Annotated in this window: 13 protein-coding genes and 4 pseudogenes; 11 read left to right on the top strand and 6 right to left on the bottom strand. The window is 39.6% G+C overall.

Annotated elements, in window-relative coordinates; translation table 11 throughout:
* Positions 1 to 6 precede the first annotated feature (6 nt).
* Complete coding sequence (locus ANSO36C_RS28925; protein WP_251957568.1) at positions 7 to 435, bottom strand: YidH family protein; 429 nt, start codon at positions 433 to 435, stop codon at positions 7 to 9.
* Between the two features lie 337 nt (positions 436 to 772).
* Here ANSO36C_RS28925 and ANSO36C_RS28920 point away from each other — a divergent pair, with 337 nt between their 5' ends.
* The 4 genes and pseudogenes from ANSO36C_RS28920 to ANSO36C_RS28905 all read left to right on the top strand — a co-directional run bounded on the left by ANSO36C_RS28920 (position 773) and on the right by ANSO36C_RS28905 (position 3,907).
* On the top strand, positions 773 to 913 hold the full coding sequence (locus tag ANSO36C_RS28920; RefSeq protein ID WP_251957567.1) for a hypothetical protein: 141 nt from the start codon (positions 773 to 775) through the stop codon (positions 911 to 913).
* Between the two features lie 145 nt (positions 914 to 1,058).
* A complete protein-coding gene (locus ANSO36C_RS28915; RefSeq protein ID WP_251957566.1) occupies positions 1,059 to 2,030 on the top strand; it encodes a LysR substrate-binding domain-containing protein in 972 nt (323 codons plus the stop codon).
* 640 nt (positions 2,031 to 2,670) lie between these two features.
* Positions 2,671 to 3,170: pseudogene (locus ANSO36C_RS28910) on the top strand (hypothetical protein).
* Positions 3,171 to 3,706: 536 nt separating this feature from the next.
* The gene (locus ANSO36C_RS28905; protein WP_410174652.1) at positions 3,707 to 3,907 is read left to right on the top strand and encodes a hypothetical protein; all 201 of its coding nucleotides are present in this window, start codon (positions 3,707 to 3,709) and stop codon (positions 3,905 to 3,907) included.
* A gap of 196 nt (positions 3,908 to 4,103) precedes the next feature.
* Here ANSO36C_RS28905 and ANSO36C_RS28900 read toward each other — a convergent pair.
* From ANSO36C_RS28900 to ANSO36C_RS28885, 4 genes and pseudogenes are all read right to left on the bottom strand, one after another.
* Positions 4,104 to 4,964: pseudogene (locus ANSO36C_RS28900) on the bottom strand (ISAs1 family transposase); the annotation flags it as partial.
* 261 nt (positions 4,965 to 5,225) lie between these two features.
* The gene (locus ANSO36C_RS28895; RefSeq protein WP_251957565.1) at positions 5,226 to 6,662 is read right to left on the bottom strand and encodes a mechanosensitive ion channel family protein; all 1,437 of its coding nucleotides are present in this window, start codon (positions 6,660 to 6,662) and stop codon (positions 5,226 to 5,228) included.
* A 4-nt stretch (positions 6,663 to 6,666) separates the two neighbouring features.
* On the bottom strand, positions 6,667 to 9,144 hold the full coding sequence (locus ANSO36C_RS28890) for an adenylate/guanylate cyclase domain-containing protein (RefSeq protein WP_251957564.1): 2,478 nt from the start codon (positions 9,142 to 9,144) through the stop codon (positions 6,667 to 6,669).
* A gap of 138 nt (positions 9,145 to 9,282) precedes the next feature.
* Positions 9,283 to 9,639: a hypothetical protein gene (locus tag ANSO36C_RS28885; protein ID WP_251957563.1), complete on the bottom strand. Its 357-nt coding sequence runs from the start codon at positions 9,637 to 9,639 to the stop codon at positions 9,283 to 9,285.
* A 57-nt stretch (positions 9,640 to 9,696) separates the two neighbouring features.
* On the opposite strand from ANSO36C_RS28885, the pseudogene ANSO36C_RS28880 reads away from it, so the two are divergent.
* The 4 genes and pseudogenes from ANSO36C_RS28880 (at position 9,697) to ANSO36C_RS28865 (ending at position 12,980) form a co-directional block, all read left to right on the top strand.
* Positions 9,697 to 11,048 (top strand): annotated as a pseudogene (locus tag ANSO36C_RS28880) (pentapeptide repeat-containing protein).
* Positions 11,049 to 11,517: 469 nt separating this feature from the next.
* Positions 11,518 to 11,769: an AbrB/MazE/SpoVT family DNA-binding domain-containing protein gene (locus ANSO36C_RS28875; protein WP_251957562.1), complete on the top strand. Its 252-nt coding sequence runs from the start codon at positions 11,518 to 11,520 to the stop codon at positions 11,767 to 11,769.
* Positions 11,766 to 11,939, top strand: coding sequence for a hypothetical protein (locus ANSO36C_RS28870; RefSeq protein WP_251957561.1), 174 nt, complete (start codon positions 11,766 to 11,768; stop codon positions 11,937 to 11,939). Before ANSO36C_RS28875 ends, ANSO36C_RS28870 begins: the two co-directional genes overlap by 4 nt.
* A 285-nt stretch (positions 11,940 to 12,224) precedes the next feature.
* On the top strand, positions 12,225 to 12,980 hold the full coding sequence (locus tag ANSO36C_RS28865) for a dynamin family protein (protein ID WP_251957560.1): 756 nt from the start codon (positions 12,225 to 12,227) through the stop codon (positions 12,978 to 12,980).
* Between the two features lie 8 nt (positions 12,981 to 12,988).
* Here the strand turns inward: ANSO36C_RS28865 and ANSO36C_RS28860 are convergent.
* A pseudogene (locus tag ANSO36C_RS28860) lies at positions 12,989 to 14,052 on the bottom strand (ISAzo13 family transposase).
* A gap of 233 nt (positions 14,053 to 14,285) precedes the next feature.
* On the opposite strand from ANSO36C_RS28860, the gene ANSO36C_RS28855 reads away from it, so the two are divergent.
* From ANSO36C_RS28855 to ANSO36C_RS28845, 3 genes are all read left to right on the top strand, one after another.
* Entirely contained in the window at positions 14,286 to 15,950 is a 1,665-nt protein-coding gene (locus ANSO36C_RS28855; RefSeq protein WP_251957559.1) for a GTPase, read from the top strand.
* A gap of 100 nt (positions 15,951 to 16,050) precedes the next feature.
* On the top strand, positions 16,051 to 16,545 hold the full coding sequence (locus tag ANSO36C_RS28850) for a hypothetical protein (protein WP_251957558.1): 495 nt from the start codon (positions 16,051 to 16,053) through the stop codon (positions 16,543 to 16,545).
* Positions 16,546 to 16,556: 11 nt separating this feature from the next.
* Positions 16,557 to 18,662 carry a dynamin family protein gene (locus ANSO36C_RS28845; protein ID WP_251957557.1) on the top strand — a complete coding sequence of 702 codons (2,106 nt, stop codon included), beginning with the start codon at positions 16,557 to 16,559 and terminating at the stop codon, positions 18,660 to 18,662.
* The last annotated feature ends 7 nt before the right edge of the window (positions 18,663 to 18,669 follow it).

Genomic DNA, 18,669 nt, shown 5'->3' with positions numbered 1-18,669 from the left:
ATCTGATTACTCAGGCATAAGTGGACTCATGGGATCTAAAGAAGTTGTAAAAACAAAATAGATTACCCCAGTTCCGAGAATCATCACAGCGAGACTGAACAGCAGCACCCACCGGTCTGTTGGTTCATAAGTATCTTCTTCGATATCACGACGGACAGCGAAATAGTGTGACGTTGACAGGCACACCGTGATTAAACCCACCAGCGAAAAGACTAAACCTAACTTCCAGCCGTTGCCAGGACGGGGTATTAAAGGTACTTGAAAAGCACGCAAACGCACGATAACGACACCAAAACCTAAAAGAGCGATTCCTGTCCGCATCCAAGCGAGATAGGTACGCTCATTTGCCAAGTGATCTCGAATTCGGGACGGATTCAGTCGTCCTGGCTTTTTGTTATCTTTGCCTTCTTCTGTAGCTTTCAATTTTAACTGCATCAATAATACCCTTATCCCCAAAGCGGCTCTGATAAAAAAAATGCGGAGGTAGTAGGAAATTTCCTTCAAGATGACTTGCAATAAGCGCAATATTTGCGCTACTGAAATATATCTATTGTGATTGTACATTTTTTTCAAAATTTATTTTAATGCAGATATCGATATAAAACAAGACTAAGATGGAGGATAAATAAATTTAAAAAAACAGCCAGTACCAAAGAGATTTTATAGCAGTACTTATCCTGTTTCGTTTTCGCATTGACTCCAGTTGATTCCCGTCTCTAAAGCATATTTTTACAGTGTTAATTCTTCGGTTCTTTTTTTAATTTCTTCTGGTGTGAAACTTTCAACTTTTGCGATCGCAGCTACATTGTATGTTTGCGGAGAGAGAAAACTGGTAACGTCGATGTTGGTGGCAGTGAATGCGGTAATCCCTGTGATGATGAAGGGGAAAGGGGAAAGGGAACCCCATACTTAAGCTCTCTACTTGGTCGTTTAAGTGCGTGCCGAAGCCTTGGTTTATACTCTAGTCAAACTAATCGATAGAATCAAATGCTTTTGTTTGTCAAAATGATAAATGAAAGTGATTAAAATTTTGACACCGAGTTGTAGGGATACGATAAATGGCAGGAATGACGCTTGAGCAGCTAAAAATATTTCTGGCTGTGGCGCAGAACTTACACTTTACTCGCGCAGCAGAGGAGCTTTATATTACACAACCTGCCGTCAGTGCAGCAGTCCACAACTTAGAGCAAGAATACGGAGTTAAACTATTCCATCGGATTGGTCGCCATATTGAGATTGCTGAGGCGGGTAAATTATTGCAAGTGGAAGCGCAAAAAATTCTCGACCAAGTTTCCTTGACTGAAAGGGGATTGCGAGAATTGAACAATCTGCAACGGGGTGAATTGAAATTAGGGTCGAGTCTGACAATTGGTAATTACTGGCTACCAAGTAAGATTAGTGAGTTTAAGAGCCGATATCCCGGTATCCAGATTGACTGTAGCCTTGCTAATACAGAAGAGATTTGTGTCGGAACTGCGACAGGACAGTTTGATTTGGGTTTGGTAGAAGGAGATGTGAAGCCAGCACTTCAGAGTACTCTAGAGTACGAAATAGTGGGGAGCGATCGCTTACAAATTGTAGTAGGTCAAAAACACCCTTGGTTTGAGTGGGGAGAAATTGACTTAAGCCAATTGACTCAAACCCTTTGGGTAATGCGAGAACCAGGTTCTGGAACTCAGCAAAGATTTGAGGAAGCCTTAGAAAATTGGGGAATTAATCTCAATGAACTGAATGTAATTTTAGTATTCAACAGTGGGGAGATGACAAAAGCAGCGATTGAAGATGGTGTCGGTGCAATCGGAATTTCTGAGTTGATGGTAAAAAAAGAAATACAGTTAGGAACACTGCGGGCAATTCGAGTTATTGATAACAGAGATGGCAACGGTGCGATAGCAGAAATAGTTAGACCTTTTTTCAAACTCAAACATCGTCAACGTTTTCAAACTGCTCTTTCTAAAGTCTTTGAACAAATGTTAGTATCATCTATGCTAGATGGCTCACCTCAACACATATTAAAACCAGTTATTTAAGGTAATACCTTTCAGTTTTCCTTATCGCTTATTTAGCTCAAATGCAATTTTGGGCTAAACAAGCTGAGATAGGATGAAGATACAATTCGGTTCGTTGTCTACTACCTATACAGACTGTTTGCGTTCCCTAATTCAACGTTTTAACTACAAATCTAACAAAAACTCTTTGGAAAAAAATAACCAGAGCGCAGGAAATCACCTATGGTGCTGACAAGGATATGTTCAACTTAACCAAGTTTGCATTTGATAAATATCAATCACATTTGGTCATAAGTAATTTCCTGTAGCTCTGATGTTTTTTTTGGCGGTGAAGTTTCGCCAAAAGTATAAAAGTAAAGGGCTTTTCAAGACTATAACAATCGTTACTATTTAGTTGTATAAATGAACACGATTTTTTGGTTTGCTGTTAAAAGGTGGGGTAGACGCATTAGCATTGGCGTTAGCGCAGCGTGTCGCAGACAAGCCTTTCGTAGAGAAGCAGTAGCGACGTTCGCGTAGCGTCTCGCAGAGAAGGAGCGTCAGCGGCTTGTCGTAGATATCGCTCACTCTCTGAACTTGGTAATCTTTATTGGTGTCATTGAAATTCCAATTGTATATGTGGGCACACTAAAGTTAATCAACATACCGGAGATTAATTTCTATGTTCACAGCCCCAATTAGCGCAACACTAGCACAATCAGAGAGAGATGCTGTGTTGCAAGCGATGTCTACGACAAGCCGCTTCGCGTCTACGCCACCATTAAAGAAAAACTACCATTTTTAATTGATTTAAGTAACGAGGAGCGTAAAGCTTTACCCAAAATGGGAGATAAAAGCCGCGCCTTTGTCAGCAAAGCATTAGAGGTGGCGACACAGAACCCAGAGTTTTTACCGCGATCGTTTGACCTCAATGAGATGCGGAAAGACGTACAATTATTTGAAGCTTTGTATCCAGTATTGCTTTCTTTGTCACAATTACATGAGTTGCTGGATGATACATCTATAGCAGTAGGCAGTGAAGCTTATGCAGCCGCCTTGCAGGTGTATAACTATGCCAAAGCTAGTGGACAAGGCGCTGGTTTAGATGCAGTAGTTGAAGAAATGGGGCAAAGGTTCGCCCGTAAATCTCGGAAATCCAAGCCTCAAGCAGCAGCGTTGTAGAAAATAGCTCGGTAATTGCACTTCTAAGGTGCAATGTTGAGGTTTAGAACTCGGATGTTGGAGTAAATTACTCGGCGTTCCGAGTTCAGAACTCGAAGCTTCAACCTCAGAACATGGAATTTCGAGATGAGAACTCGAAACTTCATGCTTAGAACAGCAACATCCGAGATCCAAAGGTGAATGATGGTGAATAAAAGGCGATCGCTCGTCCTTTGAACAGCAACGTCCGAGATCCAAAAGTAAATGATGGTGAATAAAAGGCGAATTTTTTCCTTAATATCGTCTCTTTATAAACCTAAAAAATAAAGCCACAAAAAATATCTGGCGTAGGGACATGGCATTGCCTTGCCCTCATAGAAATGTTCACCACCGCCAAGAATTTATTTGTAATTTCGTTATAGAGGAATTAGCTGGATGGAAAAATATTATTTATCGTTGAGATGCGAAATTTGTTGGAGGGCAAGGCATTGCCTTGCCCCTACGTTATTTTTATAGGTGAAGGTAAAAATCAACGATTAAAATAAATATAGAAATTCATGCCTTATGATCCACAAAAACATCATCGGCATTCTATCCGCTTAAAAGGATACGATTACACCCAAGATGGTGCATATTTCATCACCATTTGCACTAAAGAACGGCAATGTTTATTTGGTAATGTGGTTAATGGCGAAATGCAATTAAATTCTTTAGGTTATCAAAGCAGAATTCAGGAGTCAGGAGCCAGAATGGGCTAAACCTTAGCTATCCGCTAACAGAATTGAATTCTGTGCGAGTGGCGAATGAATAAAGGGCGTTTTTGCACCCCCGCTAAATTAAAAATTTAGTGGTCTACAATTAGTGGCGGGTCTGAATCCCCCACTAATTGATTCTGACTCCTGTTAGCGGTAGCGGGGCGTTTAGCCCATTCTGACTTCTGGATTCTTCTTCAAGAGCATTGCAGTCTAAACTAGTTAGATAAAATTGCACTTCACGAGTTGTTTTATTCCACAAATGTCGCACCCGCACAACCATAACTAAACATTTAAGCCCGACCCAATCTGAATGATTATGTAGAAGTGGTAGTTGAGAAACTGGAACACACCACACTTGTCGCTTTTCGGTACGATGATGACCTTTTTCTACCCGTTCGTCGTAACTATTGGTAATCCCTTCAAACCCAAAAGCCAAGCGTGCAAGAAACCAGTCTTTTACTTGTGTATGAAGTGTAGGATGATTACCTTTAAGCGCTAAAATGTAATCAGCTTTCGCATTGAAAATTTGAGATGCAATTGCGGTTTGCGTGCCCATTGCATCAATTGTAATAATGCATCCAGCGATATCTAATAATTCTAATAATGCAGGAATTGCAGTAATTTCATTTGATTTGTCAGCTACTTTCACTTGTCCTAAAACAAGGCGGTACTCGCTCGACCATGCGCTGACTAGATGCAAAGCTGTTTTTCCCAATGTCCGATTATAAGAACCTTTGAGAGTCTTACCATCAATGGGAATCACCTGCGCCCCTACTGTCTCAACTATCGATTCTACCCAACGTCTAAAACATCCCTCAAATACTTTTGGGTTAATGCGTTCAAAGACTCGTCGGAATGTATCTGCGCTTGGAATGCCTTCAGGTAAAGCTAAAAACTGCTCTAACCATTCGTATTTACTCAATCCATAATTTTCCATGTCCTCCCATCCATTGGCTCCTGCAATCACTGATAGTATTGCAATTATTAAAATATCTGTTAACAAATGGACACGGGTTCTTTCTACACGAGGGTCTTCTATTTCGCTAAAAATTAATTCCATCTGTTCTGTTAGTGCTAGCGCATTGGCTATACTCAATTTTTTTGAGGTTTGTTTTAATCGTTGGTTTTGAAGATTTTAAACCTGATGCCATGAGACTGCCTCTGATGCTAGATAGATGCTTTGATTATTAGCCTACTACTGAATGTCTTTAATGCTTAAATCTTCTTTTTAAGATCACAATTGTGCAAAACAATCTGTCATTTTAACTACAAAATTAGATGCGCTTACCCTGATTACTCATTACTCAAATTTAAATTTAAATCAGATGCGCTTAATTACCTTATCTCGCTCCTCAATTAAGCGGTTGATTTCTAAAGCAAACTTAGGACTGTGTTCTGCCAAGTCAATGATTACCTCAGTCGGAATTACGATCGCCTGTAAATCTTGAACCACCGTGACAGTCGCTAAACTGGGTTGTCCTGCTAAGAGCGACATTTCACCGAAACAATCGCCACTTGACAAACGAAATACTTCTTGGTCTTTCCCTTGAGAGTTTTTTACCGAGAGGCGAACGCATCCATCCCAAACAATAAAAAATCCTTTGTCGAGATTTCCAGCTTTGACAATACATTCACCTACGCCATATTCTTCAACAATGGCGCTACGAGCAAGTTTATTGATAGTACTAGGATCGAGGAAGGCAAGATAAGGCAAGGCTTCCAAATATTCCAATATTCTTTCTTGTGGAACTTCGTTTTTTAACAAAGCTTGATCGAGAGAATATTCCATTTGAATTGGCAAGGGAATTGTTAACTTGTTACGCTTGACGGCGTAGTAGATTCGTTTTAACAACTCGCCTCTGATATCATCTTTTTTAGGATAATTATTGATGTAGATTTTCAACTCGTAACTGATGAAAAAATCTCCATATTCTTTGATGCGGATGTTAGGTTGTGGATCGGCAACGATTCCGGTAGTTTCTAATGCAGCTTTTTGAAGAGTATCTATAACTTGATTAGGCAAATCATTATAAGAAAACCTGACAAAAACCTTTTCTGCATGAATAGGATTGAGTAAAGTATAGTTTTCAAAACTTATTTTTCCCAGTTCTCCATTCGGGATAATAATCATGTCTCTATCTCTGGTTCTCAGGCGAACAGCCCGCCAATTCATTTCAATTACTTCTCCTTCATAACTCGTGCCTGAACGGGGAGAAACTTTTAGCCAATCTCCTTCTTCAAAAGGTCTTTCTAAAAGTAGGAGAAAGCCTGAAACTAAATTACTTAGGGTATCTTGTAGAGCTAACGCCACTACTAGAGAACCAACCCCAAGAGCAGTTGTAATTTGTGCTAAGTCAATTTTCCAAATATTAGAAAGGATATGCACTCCAATGAGTAAGACAACTGAGGCTTTTGCTAGCAACAAATAGAGATTTGGCACTCGAATTTGCCAAGCTTTGGGTTTCTTGCGGGTTGTCAGGGTAGTGTTTAAAAAAGATAATCCAGCGCAGATGGTTGCAATCCAAAATAGGGTTTCGACTGCACGTACCAAATTTCCTGAAGGTTCGAGAGTCAGAATCTGACGCATCACCAGCCATGCAGTCAGAAAAGGCAAAACTAGATTCCGCAGATGTTGGAGTGTTTCTACAAACGGTATGTTTTGCCGTTGTAATCTCTCAATTACTTCGTTGAGAGCGATCGCCACCACAGGAACCCCCAGCATCAAGGCAATTCCCCAAGTTAAAATGTCTTGGCGCATGATTCTAAACCCCAATATTTTGATGCTCTACTTGAGCCGCAGCATCTTTCATAATTTCACTCAAAAATTTATAAGCTTCTTCCCAGGCTCGCCGGACTTGAGGGGTAAATGCTTCTCCTAACCCTTGCTCTAACGTCCAGAGTAAAGCCTCCCCCACCACGTCGTAATATTCCGCCGTCACTCCGTAGCTGGTGTGTCGTTTACCCAGTTCTTGCACAGCAGTAATAATTGCTGCTGGTTGGCGTAATCCTTCAACGGCGATCGCTAGTGTACTCATCAGCTTGCGTTGCTGATCTTCCATACTCCCCTTGAATAGAGGTCGCAAAGAGGGACTTAATTCAAACAGTCGTTGATAAAATAATTCGGCGGCGGTATCAGCGATCACTTGAACTTTCGCAAAAGATGATTGCACTAGATCAACTTTGCTCATTGACATCCTAGTAGCAGAAACCAAAATCCATGTGTCTACTTCGCCGATGTTGTCAATGTGCATCGGTCGGTATTGCACTAAAGTGTAAGAATCTGCTACCCACTCGTAAGCAGCACGAGTCATCACAATGCTGTTGAGTTCAGCTTGAGTATACAACCGCATCACTAAATAAACCGATTCGCCCCAAACGTTGTAACCAAATTTTTTAGTACCTATTATCCCAGCCGTTACCGAACCAGTATGAATACCAATTCTCAACCCCAAAGCTAAATCGTGTCCTAACTCCATACGATGTAGGATATTCAACATTTCCACCCCAAAATCAACGGTGCGTTTCACGTGATCTAGTCGGGGAATCGTCAGTCCGCAAACTACCATGTAATCGGTGTCAATTGTACTTTTACGCTCCAGCCCAAAGCGTTCCGCAGCCTGATCGAATTCATGAAATAAGCGAGTCAGCAGTTGAATAATTTCTGAGGCTGGGAGTCGTTGACTAAGTTCGGCAATACCAACCACACGCGCATATAAAATAGTGACCTGCTTCACATGGTCGGCAATTACTAACTCACCCTGTTTGAGGCGCTGGGCAATAGTAAAAGGTACAATATTGAGCATTAGAGCTTCATTTTCCCGATTTTTTTGGTCGATTTCTGCTAACTTTTCGCCCACACTAATAATCATTGCATTAAACGCCCGTCCGATCTCTCCAAATTCATCGTCAGCATTAATATTAACTGTGGTGTCATAATTGCCGGCTTGCAGTTGTTGAATTCCCTCTTTGATGGCGGCAATGGGGCGATTCACAAAATAAGCAATAATAATGCTTAAAAATGTGAACATGACAATTAAAATTGTGCTGGCGCTCAACAGCCACAATTGTAGATTGTTCACGGGAGCAAAGACTTCATCTGTGTCCATCTGTGCCAATATTGCCCAGTTCAGATCGCCAATCTTCAAAGGAGCATAAGCAGTGAGCGCCGAGATCCCACGATAATCTTTGAAAATGCCTATACCAGTTTCACCGGCCAAGGCTTTTCGCGCACCTTCTGTTTGTACAGTCTGGATTTTGTTTTCTTTATCTGTGAGTGCAAATCTTGAGAGCGATCGCATCCGATAATCTGAACTGACTAAATAAGCTTCTCCAGACTTTCCTAAACCCTCATTCACCCAGTTTTGGTTGCTGGTCATGATGCGGTTAATTTCCGCAACAGATAGTTGCACCACTAAAATTCCCACCAGTTTAGAGCCGTCATAAATGGGGCCAGCGATAAATGCCACTTGAGAACCATACATTGGTCGATAAGCTTCAAAATCAGTAATTTGAGTTGTTCTAGGATCGAAGCTCTGACGCACAGTTGCTACCAACTTGGCTAGGTGGCTGGTGCGGTAGGGGCCAGTATAGAGGTTAGTACCGTAGTCTGGTTCTTTACGGATTGAGTAGATAATATCGCCTGTATTATGATCGATGAGTAATAAATTGCTATAGCCCATGCTTTGGACTAGATTTTGAAATAAAGGTTGATATTGAGCATGGAAGCGACTGTATGCACTACCATCGCCAGCATCTAAAAGTTGAGCTTTTTGTTCAGAAGGATAGGAATTACCAGCAACGTAGTAATACTGGAGATATTTAGCAGCTTGGCTGACAGGACTATAGTTGCTAAAACGGAGTTCTCCAGAAACTTTCTCAGAAATCTGGGGAAAAAATTCCTTCTCATAATAATTTTGCAAAGATTGCTTCCACTGTGGCGGAATTGATTTCTGATTCAATTCCTGAAATCCTTGATGGAAATCTACCATCGCGGCAATAACCATCCGATCTTCACACAGGGTTTGAAGGTGATTGCGTAGAGTTTGCAAGTAAGTTTTGATTTCGTCTGACTTAGCAGCGCGAACACTGGTAAGTTGATTAGAAACAGACTGAGTTAGCGATCGCTTACCCATTTTCCACCCTAGATAGCCAATGATTAAAATCGAGCTAATGCTGGCAAACAGTACGACGATAATAAGCTTGGATTTGATGGTCAACCGATTAAAGATGGGTAGCTGCATATTCGTGATGATTTTTTCCTGCGCCTAAAGAGCATAGTATAGGCTGATAGTTATTTATGCAGGCTTTACTTGTTGTTTTTTGACACCAGTAACACCAGTAAGTAACAGAAATTTCAACTCACTCCAAAGCCTTATTTATCAGAGCTTTTGGGAGCTAGTCCTGTTTTGTCTTTTTGCACGGCCGGATCGCCAGGGAGATACCATTACCCATAGTATGGTGTGAAGCTGCGATCGCCACCTTCTTACCTTGACGTAAAGCATCTCTAAGTACAGACTGTAGTAGCACCTCAGTAACTCCAGGCTGACTATTAACTTGCTTAATTGTCGATTCAGGTGACTGGCATCATTAACCGTGCCGGGAGGCAGGGGTTGACGATGATCGCGAGCGCTCCAAGCTGTTAAAGTCAGGTGAGCAACAGGTCTGGCAATGACTGTCAAAGCAATAGTGGTAACTGCCACAAAGACAAACAGGATAATCTTCAGCCTGTTTTTCAACAATTTACTCCGGTGGGAACGCTGCATAACCAGGATTGAAGGGGCAAAATAGAAAACATGACAATTGAATCCAATTCCTCTAATCTACCAACCCCAGAACCAGACCCGGAAAACGATTTGCAGCCAGATGACTTTGACGGGAGTGCAACTGAGAAAAACCTAAGCTCAGAAGTACTAGCGACACAACAAGCACTAGCGGCGATCGCATCTTTGAAATCTCCGCAATATACAACTGCTCTCCAACAAGCCCATTCTGAGGCCAAGCAACCGACTACCAAGCAATTCACAGTTAAGCCGAGGGCATTGCTGATTATCCTTGTGGCGATCGCCATCACGTTCGTTGGAGTTATTCTGAATAACTCGATCGTCGGCATTATCGGAACGCTGATGACTTTGCTGTTATCCCTAGCGATATTATTGCCTTGGTTGCAAAAAGCCTTAGACGAGTGGTTTTCACCTCAAGAACGCACCCTGTTTGTTGCTATTTTGGGACTACTAGTAGCCATCATCGGCTTGATCAAGTTTACAGGTGTAGGCGATCGCTTACTGCTTTGGGGAGGCCAGATTAATTGGGATATTGCTGGAACCCTAGCAGATTGGTTTGGTGCTTTGGGGCAAATTCTTATTGCCATCATCGCCGTTTACGTGGCGTGGCGACAATATGTCATTTCCAAAGACTTGACAATTCAGCAAAACCTACTAACAGTTCAGCAAAATATTATCACCCAGCAACAAACAATTGATTCCTATTTCCAAGGCGTTTCAGACTTAGTATTAGATGAAGAAGGATTATTAGAAGATTGGCCCCAAGAAAGAGCGATCGCTGAAGGACGCACTGCGGCAATTTTAAGTAGTGTCGATAGCAGTGGTAAAGCAAAAATTCTCCGCTTTCTCTCACGTTCAAAATTGTTGTCTCCCCTAAAACGCGATGGTCGATTAGGTCGAGCCATTTTCAACGGTACTGGTGGTTACGCGGAAGACCGTTTGGAAGGTGTGCGCGTTATTGATTTAGGTGTAATGCTAGCAGCAGCAGACCTTTCCGGCACTGATTTGCGTTGGACTGATTTGAGTGAAGCTAATCTTGTCCGCGCTAATTTGTCCGGTTGCGATTTAGTAAAGCTAATCTTTCCCGTACAATTTTATATCATGCTAATCTCACTGGTGCTGACCTGAACGGGATTCGTCTATTTTACGGTACATTGGACAAAGCATCACCCCGCAGTCGCACCGAACCACCAGATTATGAAACCGGCGAGCAAACTGGCGCTGTGATAGAAAATGCCGATTTCACCAATGTGCAGCGGATGTCTGAGTCTGCACGCTGGTATTGTTGCACTTGGGGGGGCGAAAAAACTAGAGGCACTATTCCTGGTGGTTGTGAAGGTATCCCTAATAAGTTAGGACAATGATAATACCAATTTTGGATTAACTTTAAACAGTTTAAATACTTCTCTCCTTTGCTAAATTCGTAAATACCATAAAATCTTGAACGGAGTCAGCCAGAAGCATACTTTGCAGATGTTCTTGAAAACACAAAGACTTTACTCATGTAAAAAGTCTATTGAGTTAAACCAGCGATCGCTTTGCCAATGATAAGAGCGATCGCGCATCAAACATACAGGCTTTACCAAATAATGCGGAAGGTGGTAATTTTAAGCAGAAGTAACAATTATCAAGATTAATTATAGTTATTTTTTAAGTATTTTTTCTTTGATAATACATATATTTTAGTTAATTTACATAATTTGAATATGCAACCACTAAATATAGTGATTGCTCAAGCAAGCCACTATAGTAAAATTGCGGTGTATGTCTTTAGAACAAAAACTAAAGCTATTAGCCAAACATTTCAACATTAATATGAGGACATAATAACCCTTGAATAACAAACACATTATGCGGATGACACCTGACGGTCAGATTACTATCCCTCCTGAAATCCGAGAGGTACTAAACATTTCTCCTGATGTAGAATTAGCGTTTGAAATCGAAGGCGATCACCTCTACCTCAAGAAAATGCAACCTACCGATAAAATTTCAACCTGGATTGATATCATGCGGGGTTGTGCTGCTGGAAACCTCACTACCGACCAAATCATGACCCTCACCCGTAGCGATGACAATCCATGACCGTCTTGGTAGACAGCAACGTTATCCTCGACATTCTTACCAACGATCGCAACTGGTTTGATTGGTCAGCCCTTCAATTGACAACCTATGCCCGTCAAGACCAACTTGCCATCAATCCGATCATCTACGCCTACGCACCTTTGGTTGATTTCAGGTGCGATCGCTTTTAACTTCACTTGCTCAGGCTAGGAGTTTTTGGGATGCGATCGCGCATCAAACTAGTAGCAAGCAATAAATCGTGTTGATATCAACATACGTACAATCATAAAAATTTTAAATATTTGAATAACTAATTAAGCATATTTACGTAAGCTTTTGAATTCTTTTCAGATTATAAATAAATAGCGAAAATACTCAAATCCAGCTACACATTAACTAAACAAAACTGAGATTTATTGAAAGTGTACAGAAAGTAGAACTTCTGTAGGTATAGAAAATTAGCAATAGGTTTTAAAATGAGCAATAAATTATATAAAGTATTTGAAGATGTAGAACAAAATGCCCAACTTCTGTCTAAATATTGGCATAATTTTTCTACCGAAATATCTGAACATTTGCCAGATACATATCACGCCGAACTACAAGAACTTTCTGATAATTTAGAGATAGCTATTGATAATTTAATAGATGAGCTTCGTAATCCTACTCTTACCCTTGCGACAACAGGAACTACTAGTAGTGGTAAAAGCACTTTAGTAAATCTATTATGTGGAGCAGAAATTGTTCCTGTCGCTGTTAGCGAAATGAGCGCCGGAGCAGTAACCATAGAATACAGCGAAACAAAATCTTTAATAATCCATGAAACTCCAGGAGCATTATGGGAGTGTGGAGAATGGACAGGTATTAGTGATGAGCGAATTTATCAACGCTTATACGATGTCATGATAAGTTACATCGATAACAGAGAAAAACAAGCTAATTTAGCTTGCCCCCAATCAACCATATCTTACCCTTTCAGACTCATCAAAGAATCGAAATTGGAATTACCCAGAGGTGTAAAGGTAAGAATTTTGGATTTGCCTGGTTTGGCGTATGTGGGTGATGAAGGTAACGCAAATGTAATTAAACAGTGTCGTGAGGCATTGTGCTTGGTAACATATAACAGCGCAGAAACCGATAAAGAAAAAGTTAGAAGCTTGCTGCAAGAAGTAGTTGAGCAAGTCAAAGATTTAGGTGGCTCTCCTGCACGTATGGGACTTGCAAGAAAATAAAGTACCAGCTAAACAGGGACAATAGTAATATCCCATTTGGGTAATGTTTCAGAACGCTGCCATTGGGGTTGGTATTGTTCTAACTCTTGCGAGAGAACCTTGATTCCTTTGTGATATGTGGTTTGAACCAGATGTACAATGGGAGCAATTCCTTTCCAAGTCATATTGGCGGCCCATTGTGCTGCGGCGGCAACAGAATCTAAAATCGCACCATTCCAATAGTTCTCCAAGGCAGCCCAACACCGCTCTATTGGATTGTACTTGCTATGGTAAGGGGGATAATAAATCAGTCGAATTTTTAAATTAATTGCACAAGACAACTCAACCATGCGTTTGATAAATTGTGTGCGGTTACTGCGAGTAGCGGCACCGCCATCAAGATCAATCACCCACTCATCAAGTTCCAGGTAATTGTGTTGATTCTCATGCCACCAAGCGGTTAAACAATCGACGATAAAATCACTGGTTTCCGCCGACTGACCCAAGTAAATCGATAGCTGGTCATTATGTGTATTGAGAATGCCAAAGGGAACTAAGACTGATGACCACTGTGTATCGTGGTCATCAGCAGCTTTCGCCTCCATTGTCCGAGCTTTACCGCCTCTAGAAAGGTTGCCAATCTTCACCTTAGCTTTAGTATCTATAGACACTCGCAACGATTTGGGGTTTTCATCTGATGCCTGATTCTCCCGGAACACATTCTCGAAAATGGCATCAGTTTGCGGAATCTTTTTCAAGGGTTTCGTTTTTTGTGTTTTTTTAGGCGATACCCTAAGCGATTGAGAATTTCTCCACAAGTTTGACGAGATGGCAATTCGCTCTCGTTATAGCCATGAACACTTACTAATGCTTCTCTTACTGCTCTGGCACTAATGCGGGCATACAGAAAGGTCGATTGAAATTTAGGGTCGGCTTGAGCTTGAGCATCCACCAATGAACGAATATCTGCTTCTAAGTTGGGCAATACCTCAATACTATTGTGTCGTCCCCTTGCCTGATAATTCTCTACACAGACTATCCCCGTCCGCCTTTCATGCAAGCCGAGTTGCACACTCTGGCGATTCCATCCCATAACGGTTTCTGCAATGCGTGCTGAACTATCGAAGTAATCTTCGGTAACTTTTGCCATGAAATCTCGTTTGCGATTGCTAGTCAGTTTCTGTGCTGCATCTTTAAAGGTCGATTTGATGGTGTCGGTGAGCATGAATTGAGGGATTCCCATTCTAGATATTTAAACTAGGCGCGGACAGTTCACCGCTTCTTCTCTTCTAGAATGGCTGGTATTTTATTTTCTTGCAAGTCCCTATGCTGTTTATTCTAAATCGTATTGATGTTTTTCGAGCAGATAGAAACTGGCCAGAAACTGAGAATCGTTTTGTTGAAGATGCGATATGTAAAATCAAGTACGAACTCTCAGAACAGCTAAAAGAGTATACACAAGAGATCGACACATTACAGGTTATAAAACTGAGTACATGGGCTGCTTTACTGGCACTACAAATCAAAAACAATGATGAAATATATAGTGCAGAAGCATCTAAAAAAGCACGAAACAATTTTTTAGGATTAATTGATGAAAGTATATTAGAAGACCTTCCATTTAAAACAGAAAGATGGTCTAGACATGATCGAAATAGGGTTTCTGATGCGTTATGGCAAAAGTCTTATGCAGAAGAATTTCAGCAATCCTTAAGAGAGCATATTAGTCAGTATTTTCCCAGGTTAGTTATCCCTCAAGCAATAGAACGTTTTAATATTGCTGCTGGGAATGCTATTACAGAGTGGGCTTTACAGACAACAACAGCCATTCTTAATAGTTCAGAAGAAAAATATCAAGATGAAAATAAAAACATATTGCAAATTAGGTCTGTACTTAAAGATTTTCTAGAATATAGTGACAAGAAATTAAGGGAGCCATTTGAAAAAATTAAGCAAGTAGTAGAAGAGAAAGCAGGAGATGAAGCATTAAGAGGACTAGAGGAAACACTATATAGTTTTGAAAATGATGAACCTTATAATAAAATACAAGATAAGCTAATTCCTCTTTATGATTGGAATGATCACTTAGGTCAGGGTATAACGCGAGTATTAGAAGTAGTTGCTCAGTCTCTAAAAAGTGGAAAAGTTATTTTGGATACTCCAAACCTAAAAAAAGCAAACATTATACATGTCAATTTACTAGGTAACTGTTTAAAAAGACTAGTTAACTTAGGTTACACAGGTTTTGTTGCTGAATCTGGCAAAAAAATGGAAGCAAAAACGGATGAAGAGAAAAGTAAACTTAGACAACTAAATGAAGAACTAAATGAGCTTGCTATGCATCTCAATCTTGTTATGAAAGATGTATTAGAGCAAATTTCTCGCCAAGAACAAGGAAGAATATATAACTCAGTGGAAGAAATTTTCAAATGCCACATACTGTATCTTAAAGAAGGTATGAATGAAAAAGCACCTAATATGGCTATTAACTTTCCTGAATCAGAGCTTAGTAAAGTGGATAAAATCCTTTCTTTTCAAGTGAATTTCCAATCAGGCTTTGCAATTAAATCAGGAACTTGGCAGGAAGAAATAGAAGTTACAAAAACTAGAAGAAGTTGGCATACATTGTTTATTTTTAAAGAAACATATTATGAAACAAAGTACGAAACCCGTTCTAGTGATAATGCTGAAATTCCCAGTGTAGATAACTTGTTTAGTGGCTGGAGGGATCAGTCAAAGCAATCGCGTGGTGAAATTGCCCAGCACATTATGCGTTGGCTAGTAGAACAAATGGATTGTTTAAAAAAAAATATAGATGAATTTCAAACGAATGTAATTAATCGTTACCAAGAAAAATTAGATATGGCACATAGAGAAATCACTCTAGATTTTGAAAAGCAGAAAAATATTTGGCAACCTATACATTGCAAAGCCAAAGACCTGAGAGAAGAATTTTATAGTTTAGCTAAAGTGTTAAAAGATATTTCATAATGCTTAAGTCATTTTTTACTCACAATAGTTGAATAAGCAATATGAAATAGTAGAAAAAAATCTAAAGATATCAATTATTCATAATCAAGAGGTAAAAGACATGAAAGAATTATTAATTTGGCTGGCAAGCATTTTTGGGTTAAATCTTTGCCCAAAAAATCCTCAGCAACAAGGACAAGCTAATCGACCCATCCCAGTAGAGGATCATGAAGAATCTACAGCGAAACAAAGAGAGTCAGTAAGTTTATGTTTAGTTATACCAGCATCAGCAGCATACAATTTAAGAATAAATAGTTCTGTAAATGTTTCTGATTTAAAAGAGCTTATAGATAATGCATCATATTTTCTATGTACCGAAAGTGCTAAGGTTAAATCAATAGATGAATCTTTAGTGCCCACAAATGAAGATATTGCATCTGTTAATGAGCGAAAAAGAATTTATATCAGAATTAATATACCTAATGCTCAAACAATGATTGGGAAAGATAGTCAATATAGTTTAAAAGAGAACTTACCACTTCAGGAGCAAGGCACTATCGAAAAAATATATTGTCTAAAATATTTATCTGGCTTAGAAGCATTTAACAGTATTTAAGGGCTATTCAAATGGATTGGAAAACAGCATCTTCTTATTATGAGGCTCGTTTAAGTGAAGCTCTAAACGTACAGAGATACGCGGTTAATTTAGCTAATTTACCTCAAGCTGAAGTTCCTTCTCAATTAAAAGCACTACTTTTACAAGAAGCAGAACCAGCCCGTCGTCAACTTGAAAGGCTCAAAAAGCGAGAGTTTCGCATTGCAGTTGTCGGTTTAGAAAAAGCAGGAAAAAGTACTTTTATTAATGCCTGGTTAGAATGCGATTTACTTCCAGCTAAGGGAGGAAGATGTACATTTACAACAACGCAAATTTATTCGGTTGAAAATGACACCGAGCAAAAGCTTGAAGTACAAGCGAAAACAGAAGAACAATTTATCAATTTATTAAACGAGCTTGAAACAGCAAAAGCCCAAGAAGATATCAAAACTATCCGAGAAAATGAAATTACTTTGCAGCAAGTAAGAAAAGAAGGTAATCGGACTTTTCCATTTACTTGTTTAGACGATATTAGGGAATCACTGAAGAAGTATGTAGCAGACGAAAAGTATGCTCATGCTGTTTTAGAAGCGAGACTTTATACTAACAAACTTGCCCAAGCCGAAGGTATTGTATTTTATGATGTTCCTGGTTTAGATTCAGGTTTAGCAAAGCACGTTGACGAAGCCAAGGAAATGCTGTCAGATTGCGATGCCGTAATATTAGTACAGCGTTTTACTAGCCTGAGAGAGAAAGAACTAGAAATCATCAAATTTACAGAAATTGGTGACAAAAATATTACCGTTGCTGATAAACTTTTTGTATTTTTAAGTCGTATTGACTCGTTAGCTACTCCAGAAGCACTTCAAACTCATATTGAAGAAGCATCCCAAGATTGGTTTAAACGTGCCAAACTTCCACAGGAACGTATTATATATGGTTCTGCTGGAGCATATCTAATTTTGAATGGATTAGCTGGAGAACAAACAAGGTTAGAGATTGGTGATACAAGTAATATCCAAGCCCAGTTAAAAAGATTAACTGGGATTCTCGATGAGGAAACTTTAAATAAGAAAGGTACTGGAATTCCAGAAATCAAAGAGAAAATATTTAATTATATTAATACTGAACGTGTATTTATCTTAAAAAAGAGATGTGAGGCTTCCATAAATACAATCTTAGCTACCTCGGAAGAAATTTATAATTTAGTTAGTAAACGTTATCCTGAAAACCCTGAAGAAGCAAAACGATTTGAAGAAGACCGTAGACGAGTTTTGTTTAGCGAATGGTGGAATCATAGATGGGAAGAGAAGAAAGCCGATCTCCAAAAGTTTTATGATTCTGTTACCAATAACTCTTTTGATAATTTAACTACTAATTCTGCAACCAGCCTCGCCAAATTTAAAGAGAGATATCTACAAATTGTTGCCAGTGAAATCCAAAAACTGAAAACAGAAGCATTTAGAAAAAAAGATATTATCTTTGCTGCTAACTCATTCCCACAGTTTGACCGCATGAAAGCTAATTTCGCTTGGCGTGAAGATTTATATGGCGATATTAGCAAGCTTTTATCTTCTATAGCCCGACAACTCGCTCTAGAATTGAAAGATGAGGCATTAAAACTAGTCGAATACATGACAACCTTGTTGTGGGGCAGTAAGCAAGTCAAAGAAAGATTAATTGATAAATCGGAAGAATACTTTTTATCTAAGCTAGAAAATAGCTTAAGTGTTCTGTTTTTACGTTTTGCCCGTCCAGTTGCAGAAGTATTAATTCGCGCTCCACTTAATAGCGATGCCCGCGATAAAATTGCTAAAAGCCTTGGTGTAGATATTGAAATAGTTGATAACTATTATACAGGAGAAGAAGCAGCTTTTCAAATTCTTAAAAGATACGCAAAATATGGTTATAAATTACTCTACAATCCTAATACAAGGCAACAAGTTTTAGGAATAACAGGAATCGCAGCACCGATTATTAATGTTGCCACACAAATTGCTATAGATGTATCCAGTGAATTCCAATCTCCGCAAGATGATGTAATATTTGAAGTAGAAAATGATATTAATGCTTTTGAAGAGTACTTGCGGGCGGCAATTTTTGAAGCAGCAGGTTTTGAATCATACTGCATTCAATAACTCAAGG

Origin of the sequence: Nostoc cf. commune SO-36 (assembly GCF_023734775.1) — a bacterium.
Taxonomy (GTDB): Bacteria; Cyanobacteriota; Cyanobacteriia; order Cyanobacteriales; family Nostocaceae; genus Nostoc; species Nostoc commune_A.
The sequence above is the reverse complement of the archived record's forward strand: the minus strand, read 5'-3'. Positions and strand labels throughout refer to the sequence as shown.

Coding starts and splice junctions, on each gene's coding strand:
- ANSO36C_RS28845 (WP_251957557.1), top strand. CDS start 16,557: ATGGATTGGAAAACAGCATCTTCTTATTATGAGGCTCGTTTAAGTGAA.
- ANSO36C_RS28870 (WP_251957561.1), top strand. CDS start 11,766: ATGACCGTCTTGGTAGACAGCAACGTTATCCTCGACATTCTTACCAAC.
- ANSO36C_RS28905 (WP_410174652.1), top strand. CDS start 3,707: ATGCCTTATGATCCACAAAAACATCATCGGCATTCTATCCGCTTAAAA.
- ANSO36C_RS28895 (WP_251957565.1), bottom strand. CDS start 6,662: ATGCGCCAAGACATTTTAACTTGGGGAATTGCCTTGATGCTGGGGGTT.
- ANSO36C_RS28865 (WP_251957560.1), top strand. CDS start 12,225: ATGAGCAATAAATTATATAAAGTATTTGAAGATGTAGAACAAAATGCC.
- ANSO36C_RS28850 (WP_251957558.1), top strand. CDS start 16,051: ATGAAAGAATTATTAATTTGGCTGGCAAGCATTTTTGGGTTAAATCTT.
- ANSO36C_RS28855 (WP_251957559.1), top strand. CDS start 14,286: ATGCTGTTTATTCTAAATCGTATTGATGTTTTTCGAGCAGATAGAAAC.
- ANSO36C_RS28890 (WP_251957564.1), bottom strand. CDS start 9,144: ATGCAGCTACCCATCTTTAATCGGTTGACCATCAAATCCAAGCTTATT.
- ANSO36C_RS28915 (WP_251957566.1), top strand. CDS start 1,059: ATGGCAGGAATGACGCTTGAGCAGCTAAAAATATTTCTGGCTGTGGCG.
- ANSO36C_RS28925 (WP_251957568.1), bottom strand. CDS start 435: ATGCAGTTAAAATTGAAAGCTACAGAAGAAGGCAAAGATAACAAAAAG.